At 64.7% G+C, this 24,990-nt stretch carries 20 protein-coding genes and 1 pseudogene; 7 read left to right on the top strand and 14 right to left on the bottom strand.

Annotated features, from left to right (window positions below):
* Positions 1-26: 26 nt before the first annotated feature.
* Together LB536_RS21305 and LB536_RS21300 are read right to left on the bottom strand one after the other, a co-directional pair.
* Positions 27-1,260, bottom strand: a pseudogene (locus tag LB536_RS21305) (amidohydrolase/deacetylase family metallohydrolase).
* Between the two features lie 30 nt (positions 1,261-1,290).
* Positions 1,291-1,656, bottom strand: a complete 366-nt coding sequence (locus LB536_RS21300; protein ID WP_140813467.1) for a RidA family protein — start codon at positions 1,654-1,656, stop codon at positions 1,291-1,293.
* 215 nt (positions 1,657-1,871) lie between these two features.
* Between LB536_RS21300 and LB536_RS21295 the strand changes: the two genes are divergently transcribed.
* Positions 1,872-2,357: a hypothetical protein gene (locus LB536_RS21295; protein ID WP_224596039.1), complete on the top strand. Its 486-nt coding sequence runs from the start codon at positions 1,872-1,874 to the stop codon at positions 2,355-2,357.
* Between the two features lie 42 nt (positions 2,358-2,399).
* On the opposite strand, the gene LB536_RS21290 is transcribed toward LB536_RS21295, so the two are convergent.
* Positions 2,400-3,032: a methyltransferase family protein gene (locus LB536_RS21290; RefSeq protein ID WP_224596038.1), complete on the bottom strand. Its 633-nt coding sequence runs from the start codon at positions 3,030-3,032 to the stop codon at positions 2,400-2,402.
* Positions 3,033-3,258: 226 nt separating this feature from the next.
* Between LB536_RS21290 and LB536_RS21285 the strand changes: the two genes are divergently transcribed.
* The 3 genes from LB536_RS21285 to LB536_RS21275 all read left to right on the top strand — a co-directional run bounded on the left by LB536_RS21285 (position 3,259) and on the right by LB536_RS21275 (position 6,342).
* Positions 3,259-4,053 (top strand): hypothetical protein, encoded by a 795-nt coding sequence (locus LB536_RS21285; RefSeq protein ID WP_224596037.1) that lies wholly within the window; start codon positions 3,259-3,261, stop codon positions 4,051-4,053.
* A gap of 238 nt (positions 4,054-4,291) precedes the next feature.
* Positions 4,292-4,975: a winged helix-turn-helix domain-containing protein gene (locus LB536_RS21280; protein WP_140762347.1), complete on the top strand. Its 684-nt coding sequence runs from the start codon at positions 4,292-4,294 to the stop codon at positions 4,973-4,975.
* Positions 4,972-6,342: a sensor histidine kinase gene (locus LB536_RS21275; RefSeq protein ID WP_140762344.1), complete on the top strand. Its 1,371-nt coding sequence runs from the start codon at positions 4,972-4,974 to the stop codon at positions 6,340-6,342. Before LB536_RS21280 ends, LB536_RS21275 begins: the two co-directional genes overlap by 4 nt.
* A gap of 66 nt (positions 6,343-6,408) precedes the next feature.
* Here the strand turns inward: LB536_RS21275 and LB536_RS21270 are convergent, their stop codons facing one another.
* Entirely contained in the window at positions 6,409-6,837 is a 429-nt protein-coding gene (locus tag LB536_RS21270) for an Lrp/AsnC family transcriptional regulator (protein ID WP_224596035.1), read from the bottom strand.
* A gap of 121 nt (positions 6,838-6,958) precedes the next feature.
* Here LB536_RS21270 and LB536_RS21265 point away from each other — a divergent pair, with 121 nt between their 5' ends.
* On the top strand, positions 6,959-8,062 hold the full coding sequence (locus LB536_RS21265) for a saccharopine dehydrogenase family protein (RefSeq protein WP_224596033.1): 1,104 nt from the start codon (positions 6,959-6,961) through the stop codon (positions 8,060-8,062).
* Positions 8,063-8,306: 244 nt separating this feature from the next.
* Here the strand turns inward: LB536_RS21265 and lpdA are convergent, their stop codons facing one another.
* The 4 genes from lpdA to LB536_RS21245 all read right to left on the bottom strand — a co-directional run bounded on the left by lpdA (position 8,307) and on the right by LB536_RS21245 (position 13,492).
* Entirely contained in the window at positions 8,307-9,701 is a 1,395-nt protein-coding gene (gene lpdA / locus LB536_RS21260) for a dihydrolipoyl dehydrogenase (RefSeq protein WP_224596031.1), read from the bottom strand.
* 196 nt (positions 9,702-9,897) lie between these two features.
* A complete protein-coding gene (locus LB536_RS21255) occupies positions 9,898-11,226 on the bottom strand; it encodes a dihydrolipoamide acetyltransferase family protein (RefSeq protein WP_224596028.1) in 1,329 nt (442 codons plus the stop codon).
* Between the two features lie 16 nt (positions 11,227-11,242).
* A complete protein-coding gene (locus LB536_RS21250; protein WP_224596027.1) occupies positions 11,243-12,256 on the bottom strand; it encodes an alpha-ketoacid dehydrogenase subunit beta in 1,014 nt (337 codons plus the stop codon).
* Between the two features lie 3 nt (positions 12,257-12,259).
* Positions 12,260-13,492, bottom strand: a complete 1,233-nt coding sequence (locus LB536_RS21245) for a 3-methyl-2-oxobutanoate dehydrogenase (2-methylpropanoyl-transferring) subunit alpha (RefSeq protein WP_224596025.1) — start codon at positions 13,490-13,492, stop codon at positions 12,260-12,262.
* Positions 13,493-14,086: 594 nt separating this feature from the next.
* Here LB536_RS21245 and holA point away from each other — a divergent pair.
* On the top strand, positions 14,087-15,130 hold the full coding sequence (gene holA / locus LB536_RS21240) for a DNA polymerase III subunit delta (protein ID WP_224596023.1): 1,044 nt from the start codon (positions 14,087-14,089) through the stop codon (positions 15,128-15,130).
* Between the two features lie 356 nt (positions 15,131-15,486).
* Here the strand turns inward: holA and LB536_RS21235 are convergent, their stop codons facing one another.
* The 5 genes from LB536_RS21235 to mnmE all read right to left on the bottom strand — a co-directional run bounded on the left by LB536_RS21235 (position 15,487) and on the right by mnmE (position 21,335).
* On the bottom strand, positions 15,487-16,371 hold the full coding sequence (locus LB536_RS21235) for a ParB/RepB/Spo0J family partition protein (RefSeq protein ID WP_224596021.1): 885 nt from the start codon (positions 16,369-16,371) through the stop codon (positions 15,487-15,489).
* A gap of 66 nt (positions 16,372-16,437) precedes the next feature.
* Positions 16,438-17,238, bottom strand: coding sequence for a ParA family protein (locus tag LB536_RS21230; RefSeq protein ID WP_224596020.1), 801 nt, complete (start codon positions 17,236-17,238; stop codon positions 16,438-16,440).
* Positions 17,239-17,294: 56 nt separating this feature from the next.
* A complete protein-coding gene (gene rsmG, locus LB536_RS21225) occupies positions 17,295-17,927 on the bottom strand; it encodes a 16S rRNA (guanine(527)-N(7))-methyltransferase RsmG (protein ID WP_140813686.1) in 633 nt (210 codons plus the stop codon).
* Positions 17,924-19,807 carry a tRNA uridine-5-carboxymethylaminomethyl(34) synthesis enzyme MnmG gene (gene mnmG / locus LB536_RS21220; RefSeq protein ID WP_224596019.1) on the bottom strand — a complete coding sequence of 628 codons (1,884 nt, stop codon included), beginning with the start codon at positions 19,805-19,807 and terminating at the stop codon, positions 17,924-17,926. Before mnmG ends, rsmG begins: the two co-directional genes overlap by 4 nt.
* Positions 19,808-20,006: 199 nt before the next feature.
* Positions 20,007-21,335, bottom strand: coding sequence for a tRNA uridine-5-carboxymethylaminomethyl(34) synthesis GTPase MnmE (gene mnmE, locus LB536_RS21215; RefSeq protein ID WP_224596018.1), 1,329 nt, complete (start codon positions 21,333-21,335; stop codon positions 20,007-20,009).
* Positions 21,336-21,405: 70 nt separating this feature from the next.
* Here mnmE and LB536_RS21210 point away from each other — a divergent pair, with 70 nt between their 5' ends.
* Complete coding sequence (locus LB536_RS21210; RefSeq protein ID WP_224596042.1) at positions 21,406-23,424, top strand: thioredoxin domain-containing protein; 2,019 nt, start codon at positions 21,406-21,408, stop codon at positions 23,422-23,424.
* A gap of 278 nt (positions 23,425-23,702) precedes the next feature.
* Here LB536_RS21210 and rho read toward each other — a convergent pair whose 3' ends face one another.
* Positions 23,703-24,968, bottom strand: a complete 1,266-nt coding sequence (gene rho / locus LB536_RS21205; RefSeq protein WP_027145740.1) for a transcription termination factor Rho — start codon at positions 24,966-24,968, stop codon at positions 23,703-23,705.
* Positions 24,969-24,990: the final 22 nt, after the last annotated feature.

The following is a 24,990-nucleotide window of genomic DNA, read 5'->3' as shown; positions in this document are numbered from 1 at the left end:
ATCTCCCCCACGAGGGGGGAGATCGGCTAATCATGCCGATGCCCAAAATGCCGGGCCGCCACGTCGACATGGGTATGTGCGGCATGCGCTTCGAAACGTTCGGTCTCGCTGACATCGTTCGCCGCTTCGTTCGGGCACCAGGTGCCGCCGATGACGATGCCTTCCGAGATCAGCCGCTGGTCGGCGACCAGCGACGCGCCGACCGCGTCGACGAAGGTGAAGCGGCCCGGACGCTGCCGCAGCACGGCGACATCACCCACCGTGCCGACGGCCAGCGTGCCGAGATCGGGCCGCGCGATCGCCTGCGCCGGCGCTTGCGTCGCGGCACGCAAAACCTCGACCAGCGGCATGCCGAGCGCCATCAGCTTGGACATGCAGACCAGTATGTCGAAGGCCGGCCCGTCGACGCAGTAGAGATGCACGTCGCTCGAGATGACATCGGGCGCCAACCCTTCGGCGAGCATGGCGCGAGCGACGTCGAAGTCGAATGAGCCCATGCCGTGGCCGAGATCGAAGATGACGCCGCGCTCGCGCGCCAGCCGCATGTCGGGCCGCACCATGCCGGAGGCGAAGACCGGCGCGTTGGGGAACGGCCGGAAGCAATGGGTGAGGATGTCGCCCCGGCGCAGGCGCGGCAGCACTTCGGAGCGGCCGGGCGGCGGCTCGTCTATGTGCGCCATCAGCGGCAGGCCGGCCTTGTCGGCGGCCTCCAGCGCCAGATCCACCGGCGCGATGCCGCTGGTGCCGCCGGCATGCTTGCCGGAGCGGACCTTGACGCCGACGACCACGTCGGCGTGCTCGCGCACCGCCGCCACCACCTCGCGCGGTTCGCAAAGCCGGAGATCGCCGCACTCGCCGACCGACACCGTCCGCGAGAAGCCGAAAAGCGGCAAAGGAAATGTTGACATAGGCCAGGATGCGCACCTTGGAGCGCTCCATGACATGACGGCGGAAGCCGAGGAAATTGCCCGCGCCGGCACTGCCGGCATCGATGAAGGTGGTGGTGCCGCTCTTGGCGGCGAGCCTGTCGGCATCGACGCCGAGCGAGGTGCCGCCCCAATAGACGTGGCTGTGCAGGTCGACGAGACCGGGCGCGACGATGCAGCCGGTCGCGTCGACGACCTGCGCGGCGCTGTTCGCGGGGATGTCGGCGTCGACAGCGGCGACGCGGCCATTGGCGATGGCGACATCGCGCGGCGCGTCGATGCCGGACGCCGGATCGATCAGCCTTCCGCCCTTCAGCAGGAGGTCGAATTGCATGGAGGTGCCTCCGCCTTATTACGTCGCCTTTCAGGCCGGTCTGTACGCGACGGCCTCGACTTCGATCTTGATGTCGATCATCAGCCGCGATTCGACCGTGGTGCGCGCCGGCGGATTTTTCGGGAAGTGCCTGGCATAGACCGCGTTGAAGCCGCCGAAGTCGCGCGCGTCCTCCAGCCAGACGGTGGTCTTGACCACGTCGTCCATCGTGCAGCCGGCGAGCGCCAGTGCGGCCTTCACATTGGCGAGCACCTGCTCGGTCTGTTCCGTGATGCCGCCCTTGACCACGATCCCGTCGCCGCCGACCGGAACCTGGCCCGAGACAAAGACGAAATCGCCGGCCCGCACGGCGGGCGACAGCGGCACATGGGATGTTCCAAAAGTCTGCTTGGGCAAGGGACGGCCTCCTCCGATGACACGGCAGGGCACCGAGGCGCCCGCTTTGGGAGGAGATTTACCTCGATCGGGGCGATCCCGATAGAGGCCTAGTTGGAAAGCAACAGTCTTCGAAATCCATGTTGCTTTATTACAGAAGCGCTTGCATCGTGCGCTTGCCGGACGGGCTCGACGCCACGACGGACAGACCCCTGGCGAGACCGGAGACGCCGACGATGACCTTCGACAAGAACCCGTTCCCTTCCGGCGACGCCGACCGCCACGCGCTGTGGGAGATGCTGGTGCGGCGCGACATCGACGCCTTCATCGGCCAGGACTGGTCCATGGTCGAGAACGACTTCGTCGTCGAAAGCTTCTTCGGCATGCACGCGCATTTCCTGGCCAACGCCGACGCCTGGCGGCTGCAATTCCCCAAGCTGGAAATCTATCGCGACGAGTGGTTGCGCCAGGCCAAGGAGACGGCGGCGACCAAATTCGCCGAGCCGCTGCGCGAGGCGCTGTTTCGCGTCACCAATCTGCGTGACATCGATGTCGACGGCGACCGCGCCGTGCTGCACAAGAAGTTCGACGGCTCCGTCGCCAAGGCGGATGGCAGCGTCGACCGGCTGAAATGGCAGACGCTGTATTTCTGCAGGAAGGTTGGGGCGAGCTGGAAGATAGCCGGCTTCATCGGCTACATGCCCTATCCGCTAGGCGCCTGACATCGCGCCTTCGTCATCCGCGCAATTCGCCGTGCCGGCCGCTCAGTAGAGCGTGAAGAACGTCGGCAGCAGGCCGCTTTCCCGGAAATACTCGACGAGTTCGATGATCGGGAAGATGGCGAGGAAATAGAGCCCGTCATAGAAGGTGCGCTTCAACGCGCGCGTCGAGAACTGCAGCTCGTCATTGTCGCGGTAGAGCAGTGGGTTCGGCCAGAACCGGGGCGTCGCCTTGATATAGGTGGAATAGGCCGGGCCGAACTTGCCCAGGAGATATTCGGCTTCCTTGCGCGCCGTGACGCGAAAGATCAGGAAGCTGGCAAGGCCGAGGGCGGCAGCCGCCACCAGCGAGCCATAGAGCAGGCCGATACCGACCGCGCCGACCGTCGAGAAGAAATAGAGCGGGTTCTGGCTCATCGAGAACGGCCCGGTCGAAACCAGCTCCTCATTCTTCTTGCCGCCGACATAGAGGATGCTCCACAGCCGGCCGGCGACGCAGGCGAGCACCAGGCAGAAGCCGAGGAATTCGAGCGTCTCATGGCCGTTCGAGCCTTCGCTGAGCGCCGGTTTGGTCAGGAACAGGAGCAGTACCGCCAGCGCCGCCGCGACGCGGATGAAAATCAGCCGCTTGCGCTGGACGAAAGCCTTCGAAACCGGCTTGAGGGAGGCGTAGCTCATTGGTGTTTTCCTGGGCGCTCTGTGCGAGCCCGGCCACTGGGGCGCGCCATTGATGGCGGATACAAGGCGCTCACCCTCTATCAGCGCACCGCGAGGCGTTCGTAAAGGCCTTTTGCGCCAGGCAGAGCCATCCTTACGAATTTGTATGCCACCGGACAGGCTGGAGTGAAGTCGCCTGCCTATTGTCCGGATCGCCGCCGCAACAATCGACATCGGGACATCAGCCATGCTCGCGCCCAACACGCTCCCCGCCGCACCAAGCCAAAACCGGGTTCCCGAAGTCACTCTCGATTTCTGGCTGATCAAGCTGATGGCGGTGACCATGGGCGAAACGGCGGCCGACTATCTCGCCGTCAACCTCGGTCTCGGGCTAACCGTCACCTCGCTGATCATGACCGGCGTCCTGGTCGTCGCGCTTGTCCTGCAGTTCGCGCAAAAGCGTTACGTGCCCTGGGCCTATTGGCTGGCGGTGGTGCTGATAAGCGTCGTCGGCACCCTGGTTACCGACAACCTCGTCGACAGTTTCGGCGTGCGCCTGCAGACCACCACGATTGCCTTCTCGGTGGTGCTCGCGGCGACATTCGCGGTCTGGTACGCCACCGAGCGGACGCTGTCGATCCACACCATCTTCACCACCAGGCGCGAAATCTTCTACTGGCTGGCGATCCTGTTCACCTTCTCGCTCGGCACCGCCGCCGGCGACCTTGTCGCCGAGAGTTTCGACATGGGCTATCTCTCCACCGGATTGCTGTTCGGCGGCGTGATCGCGCTCATCGCGCTGGCCTACTACCTCATCAATCTTGACGGCATCCTGGCCTTCTGGCTCGCCTATATCCTGACGCGGCCGCTCGGCGCCTCCTTCGGCGATTGGCTGTCGCAGCCCCTCGAATATGGCGGTCTCGGTTTCGGCACCACCTTCACCAGCCTGATCTTCCTCGGCTGCATCATCGCCCTGGTTCTCTACATGACGCTCAGGAAGAAGGCCGATGAGCTCGACGACATGCTGCTGGAGTCGGATTGAGCCGGCACCGAAGTTTCGGCGGTCGCTTGCGTTGAGGCGGCACATCCCTTGCCGATTGGCTGAAACATCCGTCGCTTCGTCATCCACGGGCGGAGCAAGGAGCGTAGTGACGCAGCGCGGACCCGAGGATGACGAAGATGGGAGGCGCTCCGAATTTCCCGCGGCCTGATGCCATCCTAGGAACCAACCCGCGCCGGTGATAGCCTGTCCCGGATATCGGAACTCAACCGGAACAGCGATGCGCCTACTTCTTGTCGAGGACGACCACAGGACGGCGGACTATATCATGCGAGGCCTGACCGAGGCCGGCCATGTCTGCGACCTCCTGCGCAACGGCCATGACGGGCTTTTCGCGGCGACCAGCGGCGGCTACGACGTGATCGTCGCCGACCGGATGATCCCCGGTCTCGACGGCCTGTCCATGGTCAAGGCTGTCCGCGCCGCGGGCGTGCGCACACCAGCGATCTTCCTCACCTCCGTCGGCGGCATCGACGATCGCGTCGAGGGGCTCGAGGCCGGCGGTGACGACTATCTGGTCAAGCCCTTCGCCTTTTCCGAACTGCTTGCCCGCATCAACGCGCTTGGCCGGCGGCCGGCCGCGCAGGAGCAAAGGACGGTCCTGCGGGTTGCGGACCTCGAGATGGACCTGATCATGCGGCGGGTGGTCAGGCGGGGCCAGCCGATCGACTTGCAGCCGAGGGAGTTCAGCCTGCTCGAGGTGCTGATGCGCGGCGAGGGCCGCGTCATCACCCGCACCATGCTTCTGGAACGCGTCTGGGATTTTCATTTCGATCCCAAGACCAGCGTCGTCGAGACCCATATCAGCCGGCTGCGGGCCAAGGTCGACAAGCCGTTCGACACCCAGCTCATCCACACCATCCGCAACACCGGCTACAGCCTGCACGCGCCGCTCGCACCATGACAGGAACGTGGGCCCGCCTGCCGCGCAGCACGCCGTTCCGGCTTGCCCTGACGTTCGCCTTCCTGTTCATGCTGGCCTTCATCCTGGCGGGCGCCATCGTCTACCAGATGATGAGCGCCGATCTTGCCGAGCAGCTCGACGACACCGTCAAGGAAACCTACGCCGTCATCGCCTCAACCTATACCGACACCGATCCCAAGGAGCTGGTGGAGACCATTGAGAGCCACTCCTTGCGGAGCCCGAAGAAGGAGCAGCTGTTTTCGCTGACCGACCCAGCCGGCAACCGCCTGGCCGGCAACTTCACCGCCGCGGGACTTCCCGAAGGCTTTTCGATGTTCGGCGCCGAAATGCCCGGCCTGCCCGCGGGGACCGAATACCGCGCCTATTCCGGTTCGCTCGGCGCCAACACACTGACCATCGCCTTCAGCCTCTCCGAGACGAAGGAGCTGGAGGCGATCATGCTGATGAGCTTCGGCTGGGCGACCCTGATCATCACCGGCCTGGCCGTCACCGGTGGCGCCCTGCTCGCCTCGCGCGTCCAGCGCCGTCTCGACGGCATCGCCGCCACGATGGTAGACGTTTCGCACGGCAGGCTGGATACCCGCATCCCGCTGACCGGCAAGGGCGACGACATCGACATCGTCTCCAGCCAGGTCAACGCCGCGCTCGACCGCCTGTCGGCGCTGGTCGAAGGCATGAAACAGGTCAGCGCCGACATCGCGCACGATTTGAAGACGCCGCTCAACCGCCTGCAGATGATCCTGGAGGGCGCCGCCGACAAGGCCGCGCGGCACCAGGACGTTTCCGACGATCTGGCCGACGCGCGCATGGAGGGCCACCAGATCAACGAGACCTTCGATGCGCTGCTGCGGATCGCGCAGATCGAGGCCGGCGCGCGCAAGGCGCGCTTCACCGATGTCGATCTCGGCGAGATCCTGCGGACCATCGCCGAAATCTACACCGACGTGGCCGAGGACGATGGCAAGTCGCTGTCACCGCCGCGGCTGGAGGAGACGACCGGCCGGATCCATGGTGACCGCGAACTGTTGACGCAGATGGTCGCCAATCTGGTGGAGAACACGCTGCGCCATTGCCCGCCCGGCACCTCGATCAAACTGTCGGTGACGCGTCAGGGCGACCGCGTCCTTGCCTGCGTCGCCGACAACGGACCCGGCATTCCCGCCGGCGAGCGCGAAAAAGTGTTTCAGCGGCTCTACCGGCTGGACCACAGCCGATCGACGCCAGGCAGCGGTCTCGGCCTCAGCCTCGTCCGGGCCATCGCAGACCTGCACGGCGCGACCATCACACTCGAGGATTGTAAGCCTGGGCTGGCCGTGGCGGTGAGTTTTCCGCTGGCAATGGATTGACTTCAGAAACTGGCGAGAGCCGGCATAACGGCCATCTCCCCCGCAAGGGGGGAGATCGCTGTTACGTCACCGGTCGATCCGCGTCGACAGGATGATCGATGACGCGGTTCGTTCGACCCCGTCCATGGCGCCGATCCGGTCGAGCAGCGCGTCAAGGTCGCGGATGGACGGCGCGTCGACGATGACGATCATGTCGAAATTGCCGCTGACGGAGTGCAGCGTCCGCACGGGCGGCAGCGCCTGCAGCGCGCGCACCACTTTGTCGGCGAGCTTGGGCGTGACGGTGAGCAGCACATGCGCCCTGACCAGCCCCTGCTCGTAGTCCGGCGCCAGTCTGACGCCATAACCCGTGATGATGCCGCGCTGCTCCAGCCGCTCGATCCGGCTTTGCACCGTCGTGCGCGACACGCCGAGCTGCCTCGCCAGTTCGGCCGTCGAGGCGCGCGCGTTGGCGCGCAGCAGGGAAAGCAGGGCCTGTTCGGCGTCACTGAGCATTTCGACGAATCCATTCGGCAAATCGACAAAAGATAGGGTTCACTTTGCAGAATTCCACGCTTCCTTTCGCCAGGCAAGCTGCGATGATTCCGGCAAACGCAGATGGCAGGAGTATTTGACCATGAATAACATCGTTATCGTCGGGGCCGGCAAGATCGGCTCGACCATCGCCGAAATGCTCGCTGAAACGGGCGACTACCACGTCACCCTCGTCGACCGCTCGGCCGCGCAGCTCACTGCCGCCGAGGTGCCTGACGGCGTCGAGACGCTCGAACTCGACATCGCGGCGGTTGGCGCGCTTGAAGCCGCGCTCGCCGGCAAGTTCGCCGTGCTGAGCGCCGCCCCCTTCCACCTCACCACGCGCATCGCCGAGGCGGCCGCCAGCGCCGGCGTGCATTATCTCGATCTCACCGAGGATGTCGTCTCGACCAGACGCGTCAAGGAGCTGGCACGCTCCGCCAAGAGCGCCTTCATCCCGCAATGCGGGCTGGCGCCGGGCTTCATCTCGATCGTCGCCAACGACCTCGCCAGCCGCTTCGACACGCTGGAAAGCGTGCGCATGCGCGTCGGCGCGCTGCCGCAATACCCGTCCAACGCGCTGAACTACAATTTGACCTGGAGCACCGACGGCGTCATCAACGAGTATTGCGAGCCTTGCGAGGCGATCGTCGAGGGCGAACTGGTCGAAGTGCCGCCTCTGGAGGAGCGCGAGGAATTCTCGCTCGACGGCGTCACCTACGAAGCCTTCAACACCTCGGGTGGGCTGGGCACCTTGGCCGAGACGCTGAAAGGCAAGGTGCGCACGCTGAACTACCGCACCATCCGCTATCCCGGCCATGCCGCGATCATGAAGGCGCTGCTCAACGACCTTGGGCTGCGCCACCGCCGCGACGTGCTGAAGGACATTTTCGAAAGCGCCCTGCCGGCAACGCTGCAGGACGTGGTCATCGTCTTCGTCACCGTCTCCGGCCGCAAGAACGGGCGTCTGCTGCAGGAGACCTACGCCAACAAGATCTATTCCCGGCGCGTCGGCCAGACGGTGCGCAGCGCCATCCAGATCACCACGGCTTCCGGAATCTGCGCCGTGCTCGACATGCTGGCCGATGGCTCGCTGCCGGCGACCGGCTTCGTCAAGCAGGAGGATATCGCGCTCGAAGCCTTCCTGGCCAACCGCTTCGGCCGCGCCTATGCCCAGTACGAGATGGTTAGCCGGCTGGCGGGGTGATGGTTCGCGCCTTTCCTCTCCCCTGTCGATCGGGGGAGAGGTGTCGAGCGAAGCTCGACGGAGTGGAGGTCGACCTGGCTCGGGCGGTGTTATTTCAAGCCGGGCGATGCCTCGTCCTGGTTGATTGAGGCTGGTGGCGAGCTGTCAGCGGCCGCGCATTTGAGGACCGGCTTCCCCCACTCCGTCGCTGCTTCGCAGCGCCACCTCTCCCCCCTCCGGAGGGAGAGGAAAGGGGCGGGACACCTCAAATATGCAACGCGTGCCCCAGCGCCTTCAGCGCCGCTTCCTGGAACCCCTCGCCTTGCGTCGGATGCGCATGGATGGTGCCGGCGATGTCCTCCAGCCGCGCGCCCATCTCCAGCGCCAGCCCAAAAGCCGTCGACAGCTCCGACACGCCCTGACCGACCGCCTGAATGCCGAGCACCAGATGATTGTCCGCACGCGCCACGACGCGGACGAACCCGTCCTCGCCGAGCTTCGTCATGGCGCGGCCATTGGCGGCGAAGGGGAACAGGCCGATCTTGATCTCGCCCCGGGCCTTGGCTTCCTCGGGCGACAGCCCCGCCGTCACCAGCTCGGGATCGGTGAAACAGACGGCGGGGATCGAGCGCTTGTCCCAGCTGCGCTTGTGGCCGGCGACGATCTCGGCGACCATCTCGCCTTGTGCCATCGCCCGGTGCGCCAGCATCGGCTCGCCGGTGACGTCGCCGATGGCGAAGACGCCGCGCATCGAGGTCCGGCATTGGTCGTCGATCCTGATGAACTTTCCCGCCCTGTCGAGATCGATCTGCTCGAGACCCCAGCCCTCGGTCACCGGCTTTCGGCCGACCGTCACCAGGATCTTGTCCACGGCGACCTTGCCGCTCTTGCCGTCCGACGTCTCGACCAGCAGCGCATCGCCTTTTGTCGACAGTCCCTTGGCCTTGGCGCCTGTCATCACCTCGACGCCGAGCGCTGCGAGCCGCTTGACCACCGGCCGGGTCAACTCGGCGTCATACTGCGCCAGCACGCGCGGCAAGGCTTCGACGACGGTAACCTTGGCGCCCATCTTGGCGAAGGCCATGCCGAGCTCGAGGCCGATATAGCCGCCACCGACGACAGCAAGCCTCTTCGGCACTTCGCCCAGCGCCAGAGCCTCGGTGGACGAAATCACCGGTCCGCCGAACGGCAGGAACGGCAGCTCGACCGGCGCCGAGCCGGTGGCGATCACGATCGTCTCGGCCCGGATCACCTGGCTTCCGGTCTCGGTCTCGACCTCGACGGTCTTGCCGTCGCGAAAGGTCGCCCAGCCATGCACCGTCTTGACCCCGGCCTTCTTCAGCAGGCCGGCGACGCCACTGTTGAGCCGGCTGACGATTCCGTCCTTCCAGGCGACGGTCCTGGCCAGATCGAGCGCCGGCGCCGTCACCGAAATGCCGAGCGGGTTCTTGCCTCCGGCCATATCGGACACCTTCTCGAACTCCTCCGCCGCATGGATCAGCGCTTTGGACGGGATACAGCCGACATTGAGGCAGGTGCCGCCAGGCTTGCCGGCCTCGACGATGACCGTATCGACGCCGAGCTGCCCGGCACGAATGGCGCAGACATACCCGCCCGGGCCGGCGCCGATGACCAGCAGCTTGCAGGAGATTTCTTTCACGATGGCACGCTCTTTTTGATGGAGGCCCCCTCATCTGGCCGCTTCGCGGCCACCTTCTCCCCGCTGGGGAGAAGAGACTGGCACAGGCGTCGATAACCTCCTCTCCCCTCGGGGAGAGGTCGGATTGCCCCGAATTGCCTTTGCAATTCGGCTGGCAATCCGGGTGAGGGGGACTTTGCGACCGTTCTCATACCCTCTAATCCACGAAGATCAGCGCCGGCGTTTCCAGCAGCGCCTTGATCCGCTGGATGAACACCGCCGCGTCCCAGCCGTCGATGACCCGGTGGTCGAAGCTCGACGACAGGTTCATCATCTTGCGCGGGATGAACTGCGTGCCGTCCCATAGCGGCCGCACCATCATCTTGTTGACGCCGATGATCGCCACTTCCGGATGGTTGATGACCGGCGTGGTCGCCACACCGCCCATGGCGCCGAGCGAGGTGATGGTGATGGTCGAGCCCGACAGCTCGTCACGAGTCGCGGTGCCCGACTTGGCCGCCTCGGCCAGCCTGAAGACCTCGGCGCCGCAATCCCAGATGTCGCGCGCCTCGGCATGCCTGACGACAGGCACCACCAGCCCCGACGGCGTCTGCGCGGCGATGCCGATATGGACGCCGCCATGCTGGTGGATGATGCCGGCCTCGTCGTCGAACAAAGAATTGAGCTGGGGCTGGTCCGCGATCGCCTTGACCATCGCCCGCATCAGGAACGGCAGCAAGGTCAGCTTCGGCCTCTCCCCACCCCCTTTGGCAACACGCTTTTCCTTGTTGAGCGCGGCCCGCAATTCCTCGAGCGCCGTCACGTCGATCTCCTCGACGTAGGTGATGTGCGGGATGCGCGATTTCGACAGCATCATCTTCTCGGCGATCTTGCGCCGCAAGCCGACCAGTTTGATGTCCTCGATCGCATCGTTGCGGGCGAGACCCGATGCCTTGGCCACTTGCGGACCGCGCGCCAGGAAGGCCTCGATGTCTTCGTGGCCGATGCGGCCGGCCGGGCCGCTGCCTGCGACTTGCCTGAGATCGATGCCGGCCTCTTTCGCGCGCAAGCGGACGGCCGGCGAGGCCAGCGGCTTTTCGCCTTCCGGGCGCGGGGCGCGGGCCGAGGACCGTGCGACAGTCTTGGCGGCGGCCGGCGATGGTGCGGGTTTTGTCGGCGCCTCGGCGGGCTTTGCCGCCTGGGGTGCCGGTACGGTTTCGGGTTTCGAGCTCGCCGGCTTGGCGGGCGCTTCAGCCTCGGCGGTTGGTTTCGCGTCTTTGTCGGCGGCTTTCACATTGCCCGCGCCCGCCACCTTCAGCCGCACGATCGGCGAACCGATCGCCACCGTGTCGCCGATCTCGGCGCCGAGCCACAGGATCTCGCCATCGACGGGCGACGGGATCTCGACCGTCGCCTTGTCGGTCATGACAGCGGCAAGCACCATGTCCTCGCGCACGATGTCGCCGATCTTCACATGCCATTCGACGAGTTCGGCCTCAGCGACGCCTTCGCCGACATCGGGCAGCTTGATGATGTGTTCGCCCATCTCAGGCCTCTCCACTCTAAGCTTCCAATGTTTCTATGAGCGCACGGCCGACCCGGGCCGGCCCCGGAAAATACTCCCACTCCTGCGCATGCGGATAGGGCGTGTCCCAGCCGGCGACGCGGGCCACTGGCGCCTCCAGATGGTAGAAGCAGTTTTCCTGCACCAGCGCCGAGAGTTCGGCGCCGAACCCGGAGGTCAGCGTCGCCTCGTGCACGACGACGCAGCGCCCGGTCTTCTTGACCGAGGCCACGATCGTGTCTAGGTCGAGCGGCAGCAACGTCCTGAGGTCGATGATCTCGGCATCGATGCCGGTCTCCTCGGCCGCGGCCTGCGCGACATAGACCATGGTGCCGTAGGCGAGCACAGTGACGGCGGAACCTGCCCTACGGATCGCCGCCTTGCCGAGCGGCACGGTATAGTGGCCGTCGGCGACCTCGCCAAGCTCGTGCTTCGACCACGGCGTCACCGGCCGGTCGTGATGGCCGTCGAACGGGCCGTTGTAGAGCCGCTTCGGCTCGAGGAAGATCACCGGGTCTGGATCCTCGATCGCCGCGATCAAAAGCCCCTTGGCGTCATGCGGATTGGATGGCACCACCGTCTTCAAGCCCGACACGTGGGTGAACAGCGCTTCTGGGCTCTGGCTGTGCGTCTGGCCGCCGAAAATGCCGCCGCCGGTCGGCATGCGCACCACGATCGGGCAGGTGAAATCGCCGTTCGACCGGTAGCGCAGCCTTGCGGCTTCCTGCGTCAGCTGGTCGTAGGCCGGATACATGTAGTCGGCAAACTGAATCTCCACGCACGGCTTCAGGCCGTAGGCGGCCATGCCGATGGCCGAGCCGACAATGCCGGATTCGTTGATCGGCGCGTCGAAGCAGCGGCTCTTGCCGTATTTGGCCTGCAGCCCGTGGGTGACGCGAAAAACGCCACCGAAGAAGCCGACATCCTCGCCGTACACGACGACTTTGTCGTCGCGCTCCATCGACACGTCCATGGCATCCCGAATGGCCTCGATCATGGTCCGCCTTGGCATGGCTCAGACTCCCGCCTGCTGGCGCTGGCGCCTGAGATGCGGCGGCATTTCGGCATAGAGGCCCTCGAACATGTCGCGCGTCGACGGCTTGCCGCCGGCATGCAGCGTGCCGTGGCTTTCCGCCTCCTTCTGCGCCGCGATCACCGTGTCGAGTATTTCCGCCTCGGCCTGCGCGTGCCGCTCGTCCGACCAGACGCCGAGCCTGATGAGATGGTTCTTCAGCCGCACGACCGGATCGCCGAGCGGCCAGGCGTCGGACTCGGTCTTGGGCCGGTAGGCGGAAGGATCGTCCGAACTCGAATGGGCGCCGGCGCGATAGGTGACATATTCGACCAGCGTCGGCCCGAGATTGTCGCGCGCCCTGGTCGCCGCCCATTTGGCCACGGCGTGCACCGCCAGATAGTCATTGCCGTCGACGCGCAGCGAGGGGATGCCGAAGCCGAGACCCCGCGCCGCGAACGTGCCCGAGCCGCCGCGCGCGATGCCCTGGAAAGTCGAGATCGCCCATTGGTTGTTGACGACGTTGAGCACGACCGGCGCCTTGTAGGTGGAGGCGAACACCAGCGCCGAATGGAAGTCGGATTCCGCCGTCGAGCCGTCGCCGATCCAAGCTGCGGCGATGCGCGAATCGTTCGAGATCGCCGAGGCCATCGCCCAGCCGACCGCCTGGATGTACTGCGTAGCCAGATTGCCCGATATCGAGAAGAAGCCGTGCTCTTTCGACGAATACATGATCGGCAGCTGCCGGCCCTTCAGCGGATCGGCCTCGTTGGAGTAGATCTGGTTCATCATCGTGACCATCGGATAGCCGTCGGCGATCAGCAGCCCGGCCTGGCGATAGGTCGGGAAGTTCATGTCGCCCGGGGCAAGCGCCTTGCGGAAGGCGCAGCTCACCGCTTCTTCGCCCAGATGCTGCATGTAGAAAGAGGTCTTGCCCTGGCGCTGCGCCATCTGCATGCGCGCATCGAAGGTGCGCAGCGTCATCATGTTGCGCAGGCCTTCCAGCAGCTCCTCGCTGGAAAGCAGCCCGGCCCACGGCCCGACGGCTTCGCCGTTGCGGTTCAGCACGCGGATGATCGAAAACGCCATGTCGCGGATGGTGCGCGGATCGACATCGATGTCGGGGCGCGGCACCGAGCCGGCCTGGGCGATGGTCACGTTGGAGAAATCAGGCGTGCCGCCCGGCCGCACTTCCGGCTCCGGAACGTGAAACCGCAACATCCCAGCATCGGCCATGACCTCGACTCCTCCAATGTTGCCCGGGTGCGGATATTTGCACATCCGCGCCTCCAGTGCGAATTCGCCAAGCAAGTCATCCGGGTATTGGTTCCGGCCGCGCCGGCCGATCCCAGCCTCCCGCGCTCAGGATGAAGATATGTCCGCGAAATTTCTTGTCGATGTTGAGCAGCGGCACGCAATTTGGCGCAAGGTTGCGCCGTGTTTGTCGCCAGATAAGGCGATTGGGTGGCAAGACTTGGGGTTCGCCACGCTCGGCGCCCTTCCTCTCCCCCGTCGATCGGGGGAGAGGTGGCGAGCGAAGCTCGACGGAGTGGGGGTCGACTGGCTCGGGCGACGTTCCTTCGAACCGGGACGACGCCTCGCCTGATTGAGGTTCTGTGATGAGTGCCAGCGGCGGCGGATTTGAGGACCGGCTTCCCCCACTCCGCCGCTGCTTCGCAGCGCCACCTCTCCCCCCTCCGGAGGGAGAGGAAGGGCGCCAAGGTTGGCGAACTCGCGCTTTTCCCCTGTCCGCGATCGGAGCCCCTCCCGAGAGAGAAACCCGAGTTGGAAAACGTTCACTCCATCCCCGCAGCATGCTAACCACCCTGCATGGCACAGAAGAAAGCATTCGAGGTCGATTCCTGGCTCGCGAAGCCTGATCCGCGCATCTCGATCGTCCTGCTTTATGGCCCCGATCGCGGCCTCGTCTCGGAGCGGGCAAAGGCCTTTGCCGGAAAGACCGGCCTGCCGCTCGACGATCCGTTCTCGGTGGTCAGGCTCGAGGGTTCGGAGGTCGATCGCGATGAGGGCCGGCTGCTCGACGAGGCCCGCACCGTGCCGATGTTTTCCGATCGCCGGCTGCTCTGGGTGCGCAACGCCAGCGGCCAGAAGGCGCTGGCCGACGACGTCAGGGCGCTGACGGCGGAGCCTGCGCGCGATGCCATCATCCTGATCGAGGCCGGCGACTTGAAGAAAGGCGTCGGGCTGCGCGCCGTGGTCGAGGGCGCGGACAATGCCATCGCCTTGCCCTGCTATGCCGATGAAGCCCGGGACATCGACACGGTCATCGACGACGAGCTGCGCAAGGCCGGCATGTCGATGACGCTGGAGGCGAGACAGGCGCTGCGCCGCAATCTCGGCGGCGACCGGCTGGCCTCGCGCGGCGAGATCGAAAAGCTCGTCCTCTACGCCCATGGCCAGAAGGAAATCGGGTTGGAGGACGTGAGGGCCATGTCGGGTGACGTGTCCGGCGCGTCTTTCGACGACGCCGTCGACGCGCTACTCGAAGGCAAGATCGGCGACTTCGACACCGCCTTCACGCGCCACTGCCAGGGCGGCGGCCAGCCCTTCCTGGTGCTGTCCTCGGCGATGCGGCAGATACAGCAGATCCAGGTCATGCGCGGCCAGATGGACTCAGGCGGCCGCAACGCCGCTTCCGTCGTTGCCGCCGCGCGTCCGCCGGTCTTTTTCGCGCGCCGCAAGCTGGTGGAGAAGACGCTGGAGCGCTGGAACAGCGAAGCGCTCGGCCGCGCGCTGACCCGCCTGCAATCAGCCGTCCTGCAGACACGGCGCCGGCCGGACCTGTCGGTGGCGCTGGCCAGGCAGGCGCTACTGGGGATCGCTGTCGAAAGCGCGCGGCTGGCGCAGAGGTAGAGAATTGGCCAATCTCCCCCCTTGCGGGGGTTGAGGAGTGCTCCGCGAAGCGGACGGAAAGCCAACTGCTTGGCTTTTCGAACGACGAACGTCCGGCAGGACAGAGGGGGGCGCTGTCCCGCCAGCCTATCTCAATAGGGCCCGCGCCCTCGGCCGAACTGATGTTCCGTCGGCGCTGCCCCTCACCTGCCTGCCGGCATCCTCTCCCCGTAAACGGGGCGAGGGACGCTCTTATCGCTGCTTTCGCCAATCACCGGCGCCGCAAGACAGGCGCCGGCCTCGCACCCTGCCCCCGGCAGGGGGATGAGGGGCGGCGCCAACGCTTCAAATTAACTGCAATATTTGCCGGCTAAGCTCTAATCCTGCTTCAAGCGCCGGCACAGCTCGTCCAGTTGTTCCAGGCTCCGATACGCAACCCGCAGCACACCGCCCTTGCCCTTGTGGTCTACCGTGACGATCATGCCGGTCGTATCGGTGAGCAGCTTTTCCAGGGCCAGCGTATCGGCGTCCTTTTCGACGGCTGGCGCGGCAGGTTTGCTGCCGTTGGCACTGGTGCCGGCCGGCATCTGCGCCAGCGCCTCGGCCTGGCGCACGGAAAGGCCCTCCTCGACGATGCGCTTGGCGAGACCGGCCGGATCCTCCGCCGTGACCAGCGTGCGGGCATGGCCGGCCGACAGCGCGCCGTCGACCAGCATGTCGCGGATCACGTCGGGCAGCTTCAACAATCTCAACGTGTTGGCGACATGGCTGCGGCTCTTGCCGATGACCTGGCCGAGATCGGCCTGGGTGTAGCCATGGTCGTCGATGAGCTGCTGGTAGCCCTGTGCCTCTTCGACCGGATTGAGGTCGGCGCGCTGGACGTTCTCGATGATCGCCAGCTCCAGCGCCGTGCGGTCGTTGACTTCGCGGATGATGACCGGGATCTCGGTCAGCCCGGCACGCTGCGCCGCGCGCCAGCGCCGCTCGCCGGCGATGAGCTCATAGCGGCCGGCCTGCGTCGGCGAGGGCCGCGCCACGACCGGCTGCACCACACCATGCTCGCGGATCGACTGGGCGAGGTCGGTCAGTTCGGCATCGCCAAAATGCCGGCGCGGATTTCTCGGGTTTGGGCTGAGAAACTCGATCGGCACCTTGCCGTCGGCGCTCATGCCGGGCTTTTCCGGTGCGGCCGGGCGATCGATCTCGCCGATCAATGCCGCCAGTCCGCGTCCCAGTCTTTTCCTCGACAGATCTTCGCTCATCTTTATTCCACGTCTATTCAGATCGTTTCGGCGTCGAATCGGCTGTTAATTATGCGGCCGATCTAATCAAGCGGCACGCAATTTGCGTTCGCGGCGGATCACTTCGGAGGCCAGTTGCAGATAGGCCTGGCTGCCGGAGCATTTCAGATCGTAGAGGATGGCCGGCTTGCCATAGGACGGCGCCTCCGACACCCGCACATTGCGCGGAATGATGGTCTCGTAGACCTTGTCGCCCATATGCTCGCGCACGTCCTGCACCACCTGGTTGGCGAGATTGTTGCGGCCGTCATACATGGTCAGCACGATACCCTGGATGGTAAGATCCGGATTGATCGAGCGACGCACCTGCTCGACCGTTTCGAGCAGCTGGCTGAGGCCTTCCAGCGCGAAGAACTCGCATTGCAGCGGGACGAGAACGGAATCGGCTGCCGCCATTGAATTCAAAGTCAAAAGATTGAGCGAGGGCGGGCAATCGATCAGCACATAACCGAAGCTGGCCGAACGGTCGGCCGCGGCGCGCAAGGCGTTGCGCAGCCGCAGCACCCGGTCCGGCGCCGAGGCGATCTCCATCTCGATGCCGAGCAGGTCGAGCGTCGAAGGCACGATCGACAGGCCGGGCACGGCGGTCGGAATGGCCGCCGCCTCGAGTTCCAGTTCGCCCGTCAGCACATCATAGGACGAGACCGTCCGGTCCTTGCGGTCGATGCCGAGGCCGGTGCTGGCATTGCCTTGCGGGTCGAGGTCGACGATCAGCACTTTTTCGCCGATTGCCGCCAGCGCGGTGGCCAGGTTGATGGCGGTGGTGGTCTTGCCGACACCGCCCTTCTGGTTGGCTACGGTGATGATTCGAGGGCCATTCTTCATCATGGGTTTATGCCAGAAATTCATCTTTGGGTCGCCGAATAATCAGACCTTGTCTCGGTTCAGACAGGTCGCACATTGGACAATTCGAGGATGACGCCGCTGGCGTCGGTCACGCTTGGATGTTCTACCAGATCGAAGGTCCACCGGTTAACGCTTTCTTGCACTTCGGCCCGGTAATCCCGGCCTTTGTGAAACAGCGCCCGCGCGCCAGAGGCCAGCCAGGGCGCCGACAGGTCGAGCAGGACCGAAAGCGGGGCCAGCGCCCGCGCCGTGACGATTTGCGGCTTCGAAACAAGCACATGGCTGTCCTCGATGCGGCGCGCCACGACCCGCGCGGGCAAGCCGAACTGACCGATGACGGTCTGCAGGAACGAGGCCTTCTTGCGGTTGCTCTCGACCAGATCGATGCTGGCTCCCGGGCGCTCGGCGAGCAGAAACGCCATGACAAGCCCGGGAAATCCGCCGCCCGATCCGATGTCGACCCAATGTGCGGCTTCGGGCTCTATCCGCGCAAGCTGCGCGCTATCCAGGATGTGGCGTTGCCAGACATCACCGGAAGTCGATTGCGCCACGAGATTGATGCTGCGGTTCCATTTCTGGAACATCTCTTCGAACGCTACCAGGCGATCGAATGTTTCACGTGAAACCGGACCGGCGGCGTCCTGCAGGCTCTCGCGGGAGAAAGACCTCACGCAACGTCCCTTTGCTCGGCTTTTTCAGCGGTTTCCCAATGACGGACATGCGCGACGATGACCGCCAGCGCCGCCGGCGTCATGCCTTCCATGCGCTGCGCATCGGCGATGGAGCGCGGCCGCCGCGCCTGCATCTTCTGCTTCAGCTCGTTGGACAGCCCGGGCACGCCGGCGAAGTCGATGGCCTCCGGGATCAGCCGGCTCTCCTCGTGCCGGATCTGCGCGACATCCGTGCTCTGGCGGTCGAGATAAACCGAATATTTCGCTTCCGTTTCGAGGCGCTCCGCGGTCTTGGCGTCGATGTCATGGAATTTCGGTTCGACCATGGCCAGCCAGGCAATGTCGACACCGGGATAAGCGAGCAGCTCAAAGCCCGACCGGCGCACGCCATCGCGATTGATCTCGAGGCCGTGCCGCGCCGCCTCGTTCGGCGTCATGGTCAGCGAAAGCACCAGCTGGCGCGCTTCGTCGAGCCGCCGCGTGACATCGCCAAAACGTTGCATCCGCCGCGCCGAGGCGATCCCCAGCGTCTGCGCCAGCGGGGTCAGCCGCTCATCGGCATTGTCGGCGCGCAGCGACAGCCGGAATTCGGCCCGCGAAGTGAACATCCGGTACGGCTCGCTGATGCCGCGGCTGGTCAAATCGTCGACCATCACGCCGATATAGGCCTGGGTGCGGCTGAGCACGACCTGTTCCCCGCCCGCGGCGCGCCGCGCCGCATTGAGGCCGGCGAGCAGGCCCTGCCCGGCGGCCTCTTCATAGCCGGTCGTGCCGTTGATCTGCCCGGCGAGAAAAAGCCCGGCAACGCGCTTGGTCTCCAGCGTCTGATGCAGTTCGCGCGGATCGACATGATCATATTCGATGGCATAGCCCGGCTGCAGCATGACGGCGCGCTCCAGCCCGGGAATGGTCTTCAGGATGTCGAGCTGAACGTCTTCCGGCAGCGAGGTCGAAATGCCGTTGGGATAGACGGTGTGGTCGTCTAGCCCTTCCGGTTCGAGAAATATCTGGTGTCCGTCGCGGTCACCGAACTTGACGATCTTGTCCTCGATCGACGGGCAATAACGCGGCCCAACGCCTTCGATCGAGCCGGAATACATGGCCGAGCGGCCAAGATTGGCGCGGATCAGCTCATGCGTGGCCGCGGTCGTGCGCGTAATGCCGCAATCGATCTGCGGCGTCACGATGCGGTCGGTCAGCAGCGAGAACGGTACCGGATTTTCGTCCGCCGCCTGGCTTTCCAGCGAAGCCCAGTCGATGGTTCGCCCGTCCAGCCGCGGCGGCGTGCCGGTCTTGAGCCGCCCGAGCTTGAAGCCGGCGCGGTCCATCGTCGCCGACAGTCCCATGCTGGCCTTCTCGTTCATCCGGCCGGCGACAATCTTCTTCTCGCCGATGTGAATGAGCCCGCGCAAGAACGTCCCTGTGGTCAGCACCACGGCGCCGCAGGCAAGCCGGCGGCCGTCCGCCAGGAGAACCGCGGCTATTTTCCCATCGGAGATCTCGAAATCGAGAACTTCGCCCTCGATCACGTCGAGATCGTTCTGCTGCCGAATCGCTTCCTGCATGGCAAGGCGATAGAGTTTCCTGTCGGCCTGCGTACGAGGTCCGCGCACCGCCGGCCCTTTGCGGCGATTAAGCAGACGGAACTGGATGCCGGCGGCATCCGCCACCCGGCCCATCAGCCCATCCATGGCGTCGATTTCGCGCACGAGATGCCCCTTGCCGAGCCCGCCGATCGCCGGGTTGCACGACATCACGCCGATCGTGTCGAAACGCAGCGTCACCAGCGCGGTCGTGGCGCCGCCGCGCGCTGACGCGCTGGCCGCCTCACAACCGGCATGGCCGCCACCCACCACAACCACATCATAGTGATCGGTCATTCTATTTTGGTCCCGGACTCAAAGAAGATGAGCGACACATGTCCCCACGAGGCGGGAGTGTCAAGAAAACTTCCTCGCGACGTTTCACGTGAAACAGCCAAACCCTGCTTCTGGCCGCGTTTCACGTGAATCACGGCCCACGATGTTTCACGTGAGTCAGCCGGAGCTTCTGCCACCGACCATGCATGTTTCACGTGAGTCATTTCCCGATGCAGAATTGGGAAAAGATCACGTCGAGCAAGTCTTCGACGTCCACCGCTCCCACGATCCGCCCCAGACGATCCGCCGCCAGACGCAGCTCTTCGGCGCGCAATTCCTGGGGCATACGTTCATCGGCGGCGCCATGCAGATGCCGGTTCGCATCCCCGAGCAACTCGACATGCCGCAGCCGCGACGGCAGCACATCGCCGGCATCGCCGGCTGCCTCGGTAGCGCGGCGACCGATCTCCGCCAGCAATCCATCCATGCCCGTCCCGTCGACCACCGATATGCCGAATTCGTAACGCCCGGTAGCATCGTGGGCCGACACCCTACCAAGCAGGTCGAGCTTGGTTCCGACGCGCAATGCCGGCGTCGTCATCGGCAGCGGGCCGGCGTCCCTGGGGTCGGCGGCGTCCTCGAGCAGCAGCACCAGATCGGCGCGATCCGCCTTGGCTTTCGCCTTCTCGATGCCGATCGCCTCGACCTTCCCAGGCGCTTCCCGCAGACCGGCCGTGTCGGTCAGTCTGACACGCAAGCCCTCGAGATCCAGCACGACCTCCAGCAGGTCGCGGGTGGTGCCGGGTTCATCCGTTACAATAGCCGCATCGCGCCGCGCCAAAGTGTTGAACAGACTGGACTTGCCGGCGTTGGGCGCACCGAGGATGACGACTTCAAAACCGTCACGGATGATCTCGGCGGCATGAAATCCCCCTATATGGCGGTCAATCTCCGATATCATCGACCGTACATCAGACCAGACCGTGTCCGAAACAGAACCTGGCACATCATCCTCGTCGGCAAAGTCGATCTCGGCCTCGACCATGGCTCGCGCATGGATCAGGCGCCGACGCCAACCGAGGTAAAGCTCGCTCTGCGCGCCCCCGGCATTCTGGATAGCAAAACGCCGCTGCGCTTCGGTCTCGGCGTTGACGAGATCCGCCAGCGCCTCCGTCTCGACCAGGTCGACCTTGCCGTTGAGAAAGGCGCGGCGCGTGAATTCTCCCGGTTCGGCATGCCTGACGCCGTCGAATCCGGCGATCGTGTCCAGCATCCTGGCCACCACGGCGCGGCCGCCGTGAACATGGAACTCGGCGACATCCTCACCAGTGAAGCTGGCTGGACCGGGGAAGAAGACGACCAACCCGGTGTCGAGCACCGTTCCATCTGGTGCCTTCAACTTGCGCAAAACCGCCGCGCGCTCCTTAACCACGCCACCGACAATCGTTTCGAGAACGAATCGAGTCCTGGGGCCGGATATCCGCAGCACCGCGACGCCAGCCGGAAGCCGGCCGCTCGACAGCGCCACGATCGAATCGCCTGAAATCATTTGCCCGCTCTACCGAACCGCCCTAGCTATCGTCCATCACCGACCCCGAGCTGCCCGAAAGTTGGCCATTGTGACATTGCCCGCGCAAAACCTGCTTGCCGAAGAGGCCAGCCCCTATCTGCAGCAGCACAGCGGCAATCCCGTGCATTGGCGGGGATGGTCGCCGGTGTCGCTCGAGGAAGCAAAGACGCTGGACAGGCCCATCCTGCTCTCCATCGGCTACGCCGCCTGCCACTGGTGCCATGTCATGGCCCATGAAAGCTTCGAGAACGACGGCGTCGCCGCCGTCATGAACCGTCTGTTCGTCAATATCAAGGTCGACCGCGAGGAGCGCCCCGACATCGACCAGATCTACATGGCGGCACTATCCTCGATGGGCGAGCAAGGCGGCTGGCCGCTGACCATGTTCCTGACGCCGGACGGCAAGCCGTTCTGGGGCGGCACCTATTTCCCGCGCGAGCCGCGCTATGGCCGTCCGGGCTTCATCCAGGTGATGGAAGCGGTCGACAAGGCCTGGCGCGAAAAGCGGGCGAGCCTGCACCAGAGCGCCGACGGCCTGACCTCGCATGTCGAGGCGCGGCTCTCGGCCACCCATTCCAAGGCACTTCTCGATCGCGATACGCTGCCCGACCTCGCCGGCCGCGTCAGCGGTATGATCGACCGCGATCGCGGCGGCCTCGCCGGCGCGCCGAAATTCCCGAACGCGCCGTTCATGCAGACGCTGTGGCTATCGTGGCTGCGCGACGGCAATGCCGCGCATCGCGACGACGTGCTCATCAGCCTCGAACAGATGCTGAGCGGCGGCATCTACGATCACATCGGCGGCGGCCTCAGCCGTTACTCGACGGACGCCGAATGGCTGGTGCCGCATTTCGAGAAGATGCTCTACGACAACGCCCAGCTCATCCGCTTCTGCAATTGGGCCCTTGCGGCGACCGGCAATGATTTGTTCCGGATACGAATCGAAGACACGGTCGACTGGCTGCTGCGCGAAATGCGCGTCGATGGCGGTGCCTTTGCCGCCAGCCTCGACGCCGACAGCGATGGCGAGGAGGGCCTGTTCTACACCTGGAGCAGGGAAGAGATCGAATCCGTCCTTGGCGATGATTCGGCCTTGTTTTTCAAATACTTCACGCTTTCCAGCCCACCCGGTTGGGAAGGCAAGCCGGTGATCCATCAAACCCTCTCCCAACAAGCGCTTGGCGTGAACGACTGGGAACGGTTGGTGCCGCTCAAGGCGAGGCTTCTCGCCGCCCGGGAAGAACGGGTCAGGCCAGGCCTGGACGCAAAGACCCTTACCGACTGGAACGGCTTGATGATCGCAGCACTCGCCGAGGCCGGCCGCTCGCTGGCACGGCCGGATTGGATCGAGGCCGCGGCAAAGGCCTTTGCCCATATCAGCAAGGCCAGCCGCGACGATCGTTTGCCGCATTCCATGCTCGGCACCAGGAAATTGTTTCCCGCCCTGTCGAGCGACTACGCCGCCATGACCAATGCGGCGATCTCGCTGTTCGAAGCCACGGGCGATTGGAACTATGTCGACCGGGCTGGCCGGTTCCTCGAACAGCTCGACCATTGGCACGCCGACGCGCAAGGCGCCGGCTATTTTCTCACCGCCTCGGACAGCACCGATGTGCCGATCCGCATCCGAGGCGATGTCGACGAGGCCATTCCGTCAGCCACCAGCCAGATCATCGAGGCGCAGATCCGGCTCGCCTCGGTCACCGGCAATCTCGATTTGCAGGAGAGGGCGTCGAAAACCGCCGAGCACGCCGCCGGCCGCGCCGCGCACCAGGCCTATGGCCAGGCGGGCATCGTCAATGCCTGCGCGCTTGCCATCGAACCGCTGAAACTGGTCATCGTCGACGACCAGGCAGATCAAAGGCTCGTTCCGGTGGTTAATCGAAACCCTGATCCGCGCCGTGTCGATATCGTCGTGCCGATCGGTACGGAGGCGAAACGACCCTTGCTACCCGGCGGAATCCTGCCGCCGACCAACCAGCCCGGCGCCTGGCTGTGCACCGGCCAGGTCTGCCTGCCGATGGTCACGGATCCCGATGAGCTGGAAGGGCTGTTGCGGCGAAATTGATCAGCACGTAACCGCATTCGGTACCTTGAGTGCACCACTTCAAACGCTGGCGCCGCCCCTCATCTGGCTACCGCCATCTTCTCCCCGTAGAACGGGGAGAAGGACGATGTCATCGCCGATTTCGCCAGTCGTCGTCGTTACAGAAGGAGCGAGGGTTGCAGCTGCCGCTTTCTCCCCGTTCACGGGGAGAAATGCCCGGCAGGGCAATGAGGGGCAGCGCCGACTTCTGCCATCAATCCCAGCGAGGCATCGCCTTCAGAAGTCCGCCCCTCGGCCAATCAAGTGTTCATCGAATCGAAGAAGTCGCCGTTGGTCTTGGTCTGCTTCAGCTTGTCGATCAGGAACTCGATCGCGTCGGTGGTTCCCATCGGCGCCAGGATGCGGCGCAGCACGAAGATCTTCTGTAGGTCCTGACGCGACACCAGCAGGTCTTCCTTGCGGGTGCCGGACTTGAGGATGTCGATCGCCGGATAGATGCGCTTGTCGGCCACCTTGCGGTCGAGCTGGATTTCGCAGTTGCCGGTGCCCTTGAACTCTTCGAAGATGACTTCGTCCATGCGGCTGCCGGTGTCGATCAACGCGGTGGCGATGATGGTGAGCGAGCCGCCTTCCTCGATGTTGCGGGCGGCGCCGAAGAAGCGCTTCGGGCGCTGCAGCGCGTTGGCGTCGACACCGCCGGTCAGCACCTTGCCGGATGACGGCACGACGGTGTTGTAGGCGCGGCCCAGGCGCGTGATCGAATCCAGGAGGATCACCACGTCACGGCCGTGCTCGACCAGGCGCTTGGCCTTCTCGATGACCATTTCGGCGACCTGGACGTGGCGCACCGCCGGCTCGTCGAAGGTCGAGGAGATCACTTCGCCTTTGACCGAACGCTGCATGTCGGTCACTTCCTCCGGACGCTCGTCGATCAGGAGCACGATCAGATAGCATTCCGGATGATTGGCGGTGATCGAGTGCGCGATGTTCTGCAGCAGCACCGTCTTGCCGGTGCGCGGCTGGGCGTTGATCAGGGCGCGCTGACCCTTGCCGATCGGCGCCACTAGGTCGATCACGCGAGGCGATATGTCCTTGCTGGGCGGATTGTCGACCTCCATCTTCAGACGCGACGTCGGATAGAGCGGCGTCAGATTGTCGAAGTGGATCTTGTGGCGGATCTTCTCGGGATCGTCGAAATTGATCGTGTTGACCTTGAGCAGCGCGAAATAGCGCTCGCCCTCCTTCGGACTGCGGATCGGCCCTTCGACCGTATCGCCGGTCTTCAGCGAAAAGCGCCGGATCTGCGACGGCGAGATGTAGATGTCGTCGGGACCTGGCAGGTAGTTGGCATTGGCGGAGCGCAGGAAGCCGAAACCGTCCTGCAGCACCTCGACCACACCGTCACCGATGATTTCGATGTCCTGGGCGGCGAGCTTCTTCAGGATCGCGAACATCAGTTCCTGCTTGCGCATGACGCTGGCGTTCTCGACCTCGAGCGATTCGGCATAAGCGATCAGCTCTGGCGGCTTCTTGTTCTTGAACTCGGTGAGTTTCATTTCTTGCATTAGACGGACTCTGGGTAGGCTT

This window comes from Mesorhizobium sp. ES1-3 (assembly GCF_020164795.1).
Taxonomy (GTDB): Bacteria; Pseudomonadota; Alphaproteobacteria; order Rhizobiales; family Rhizobiaceae; genus Mesorhizobium.
Note: the sequence above shows the minus strand (reverse complement) of the source record. Positions and strands in the feature narration are given on the sequence as shown.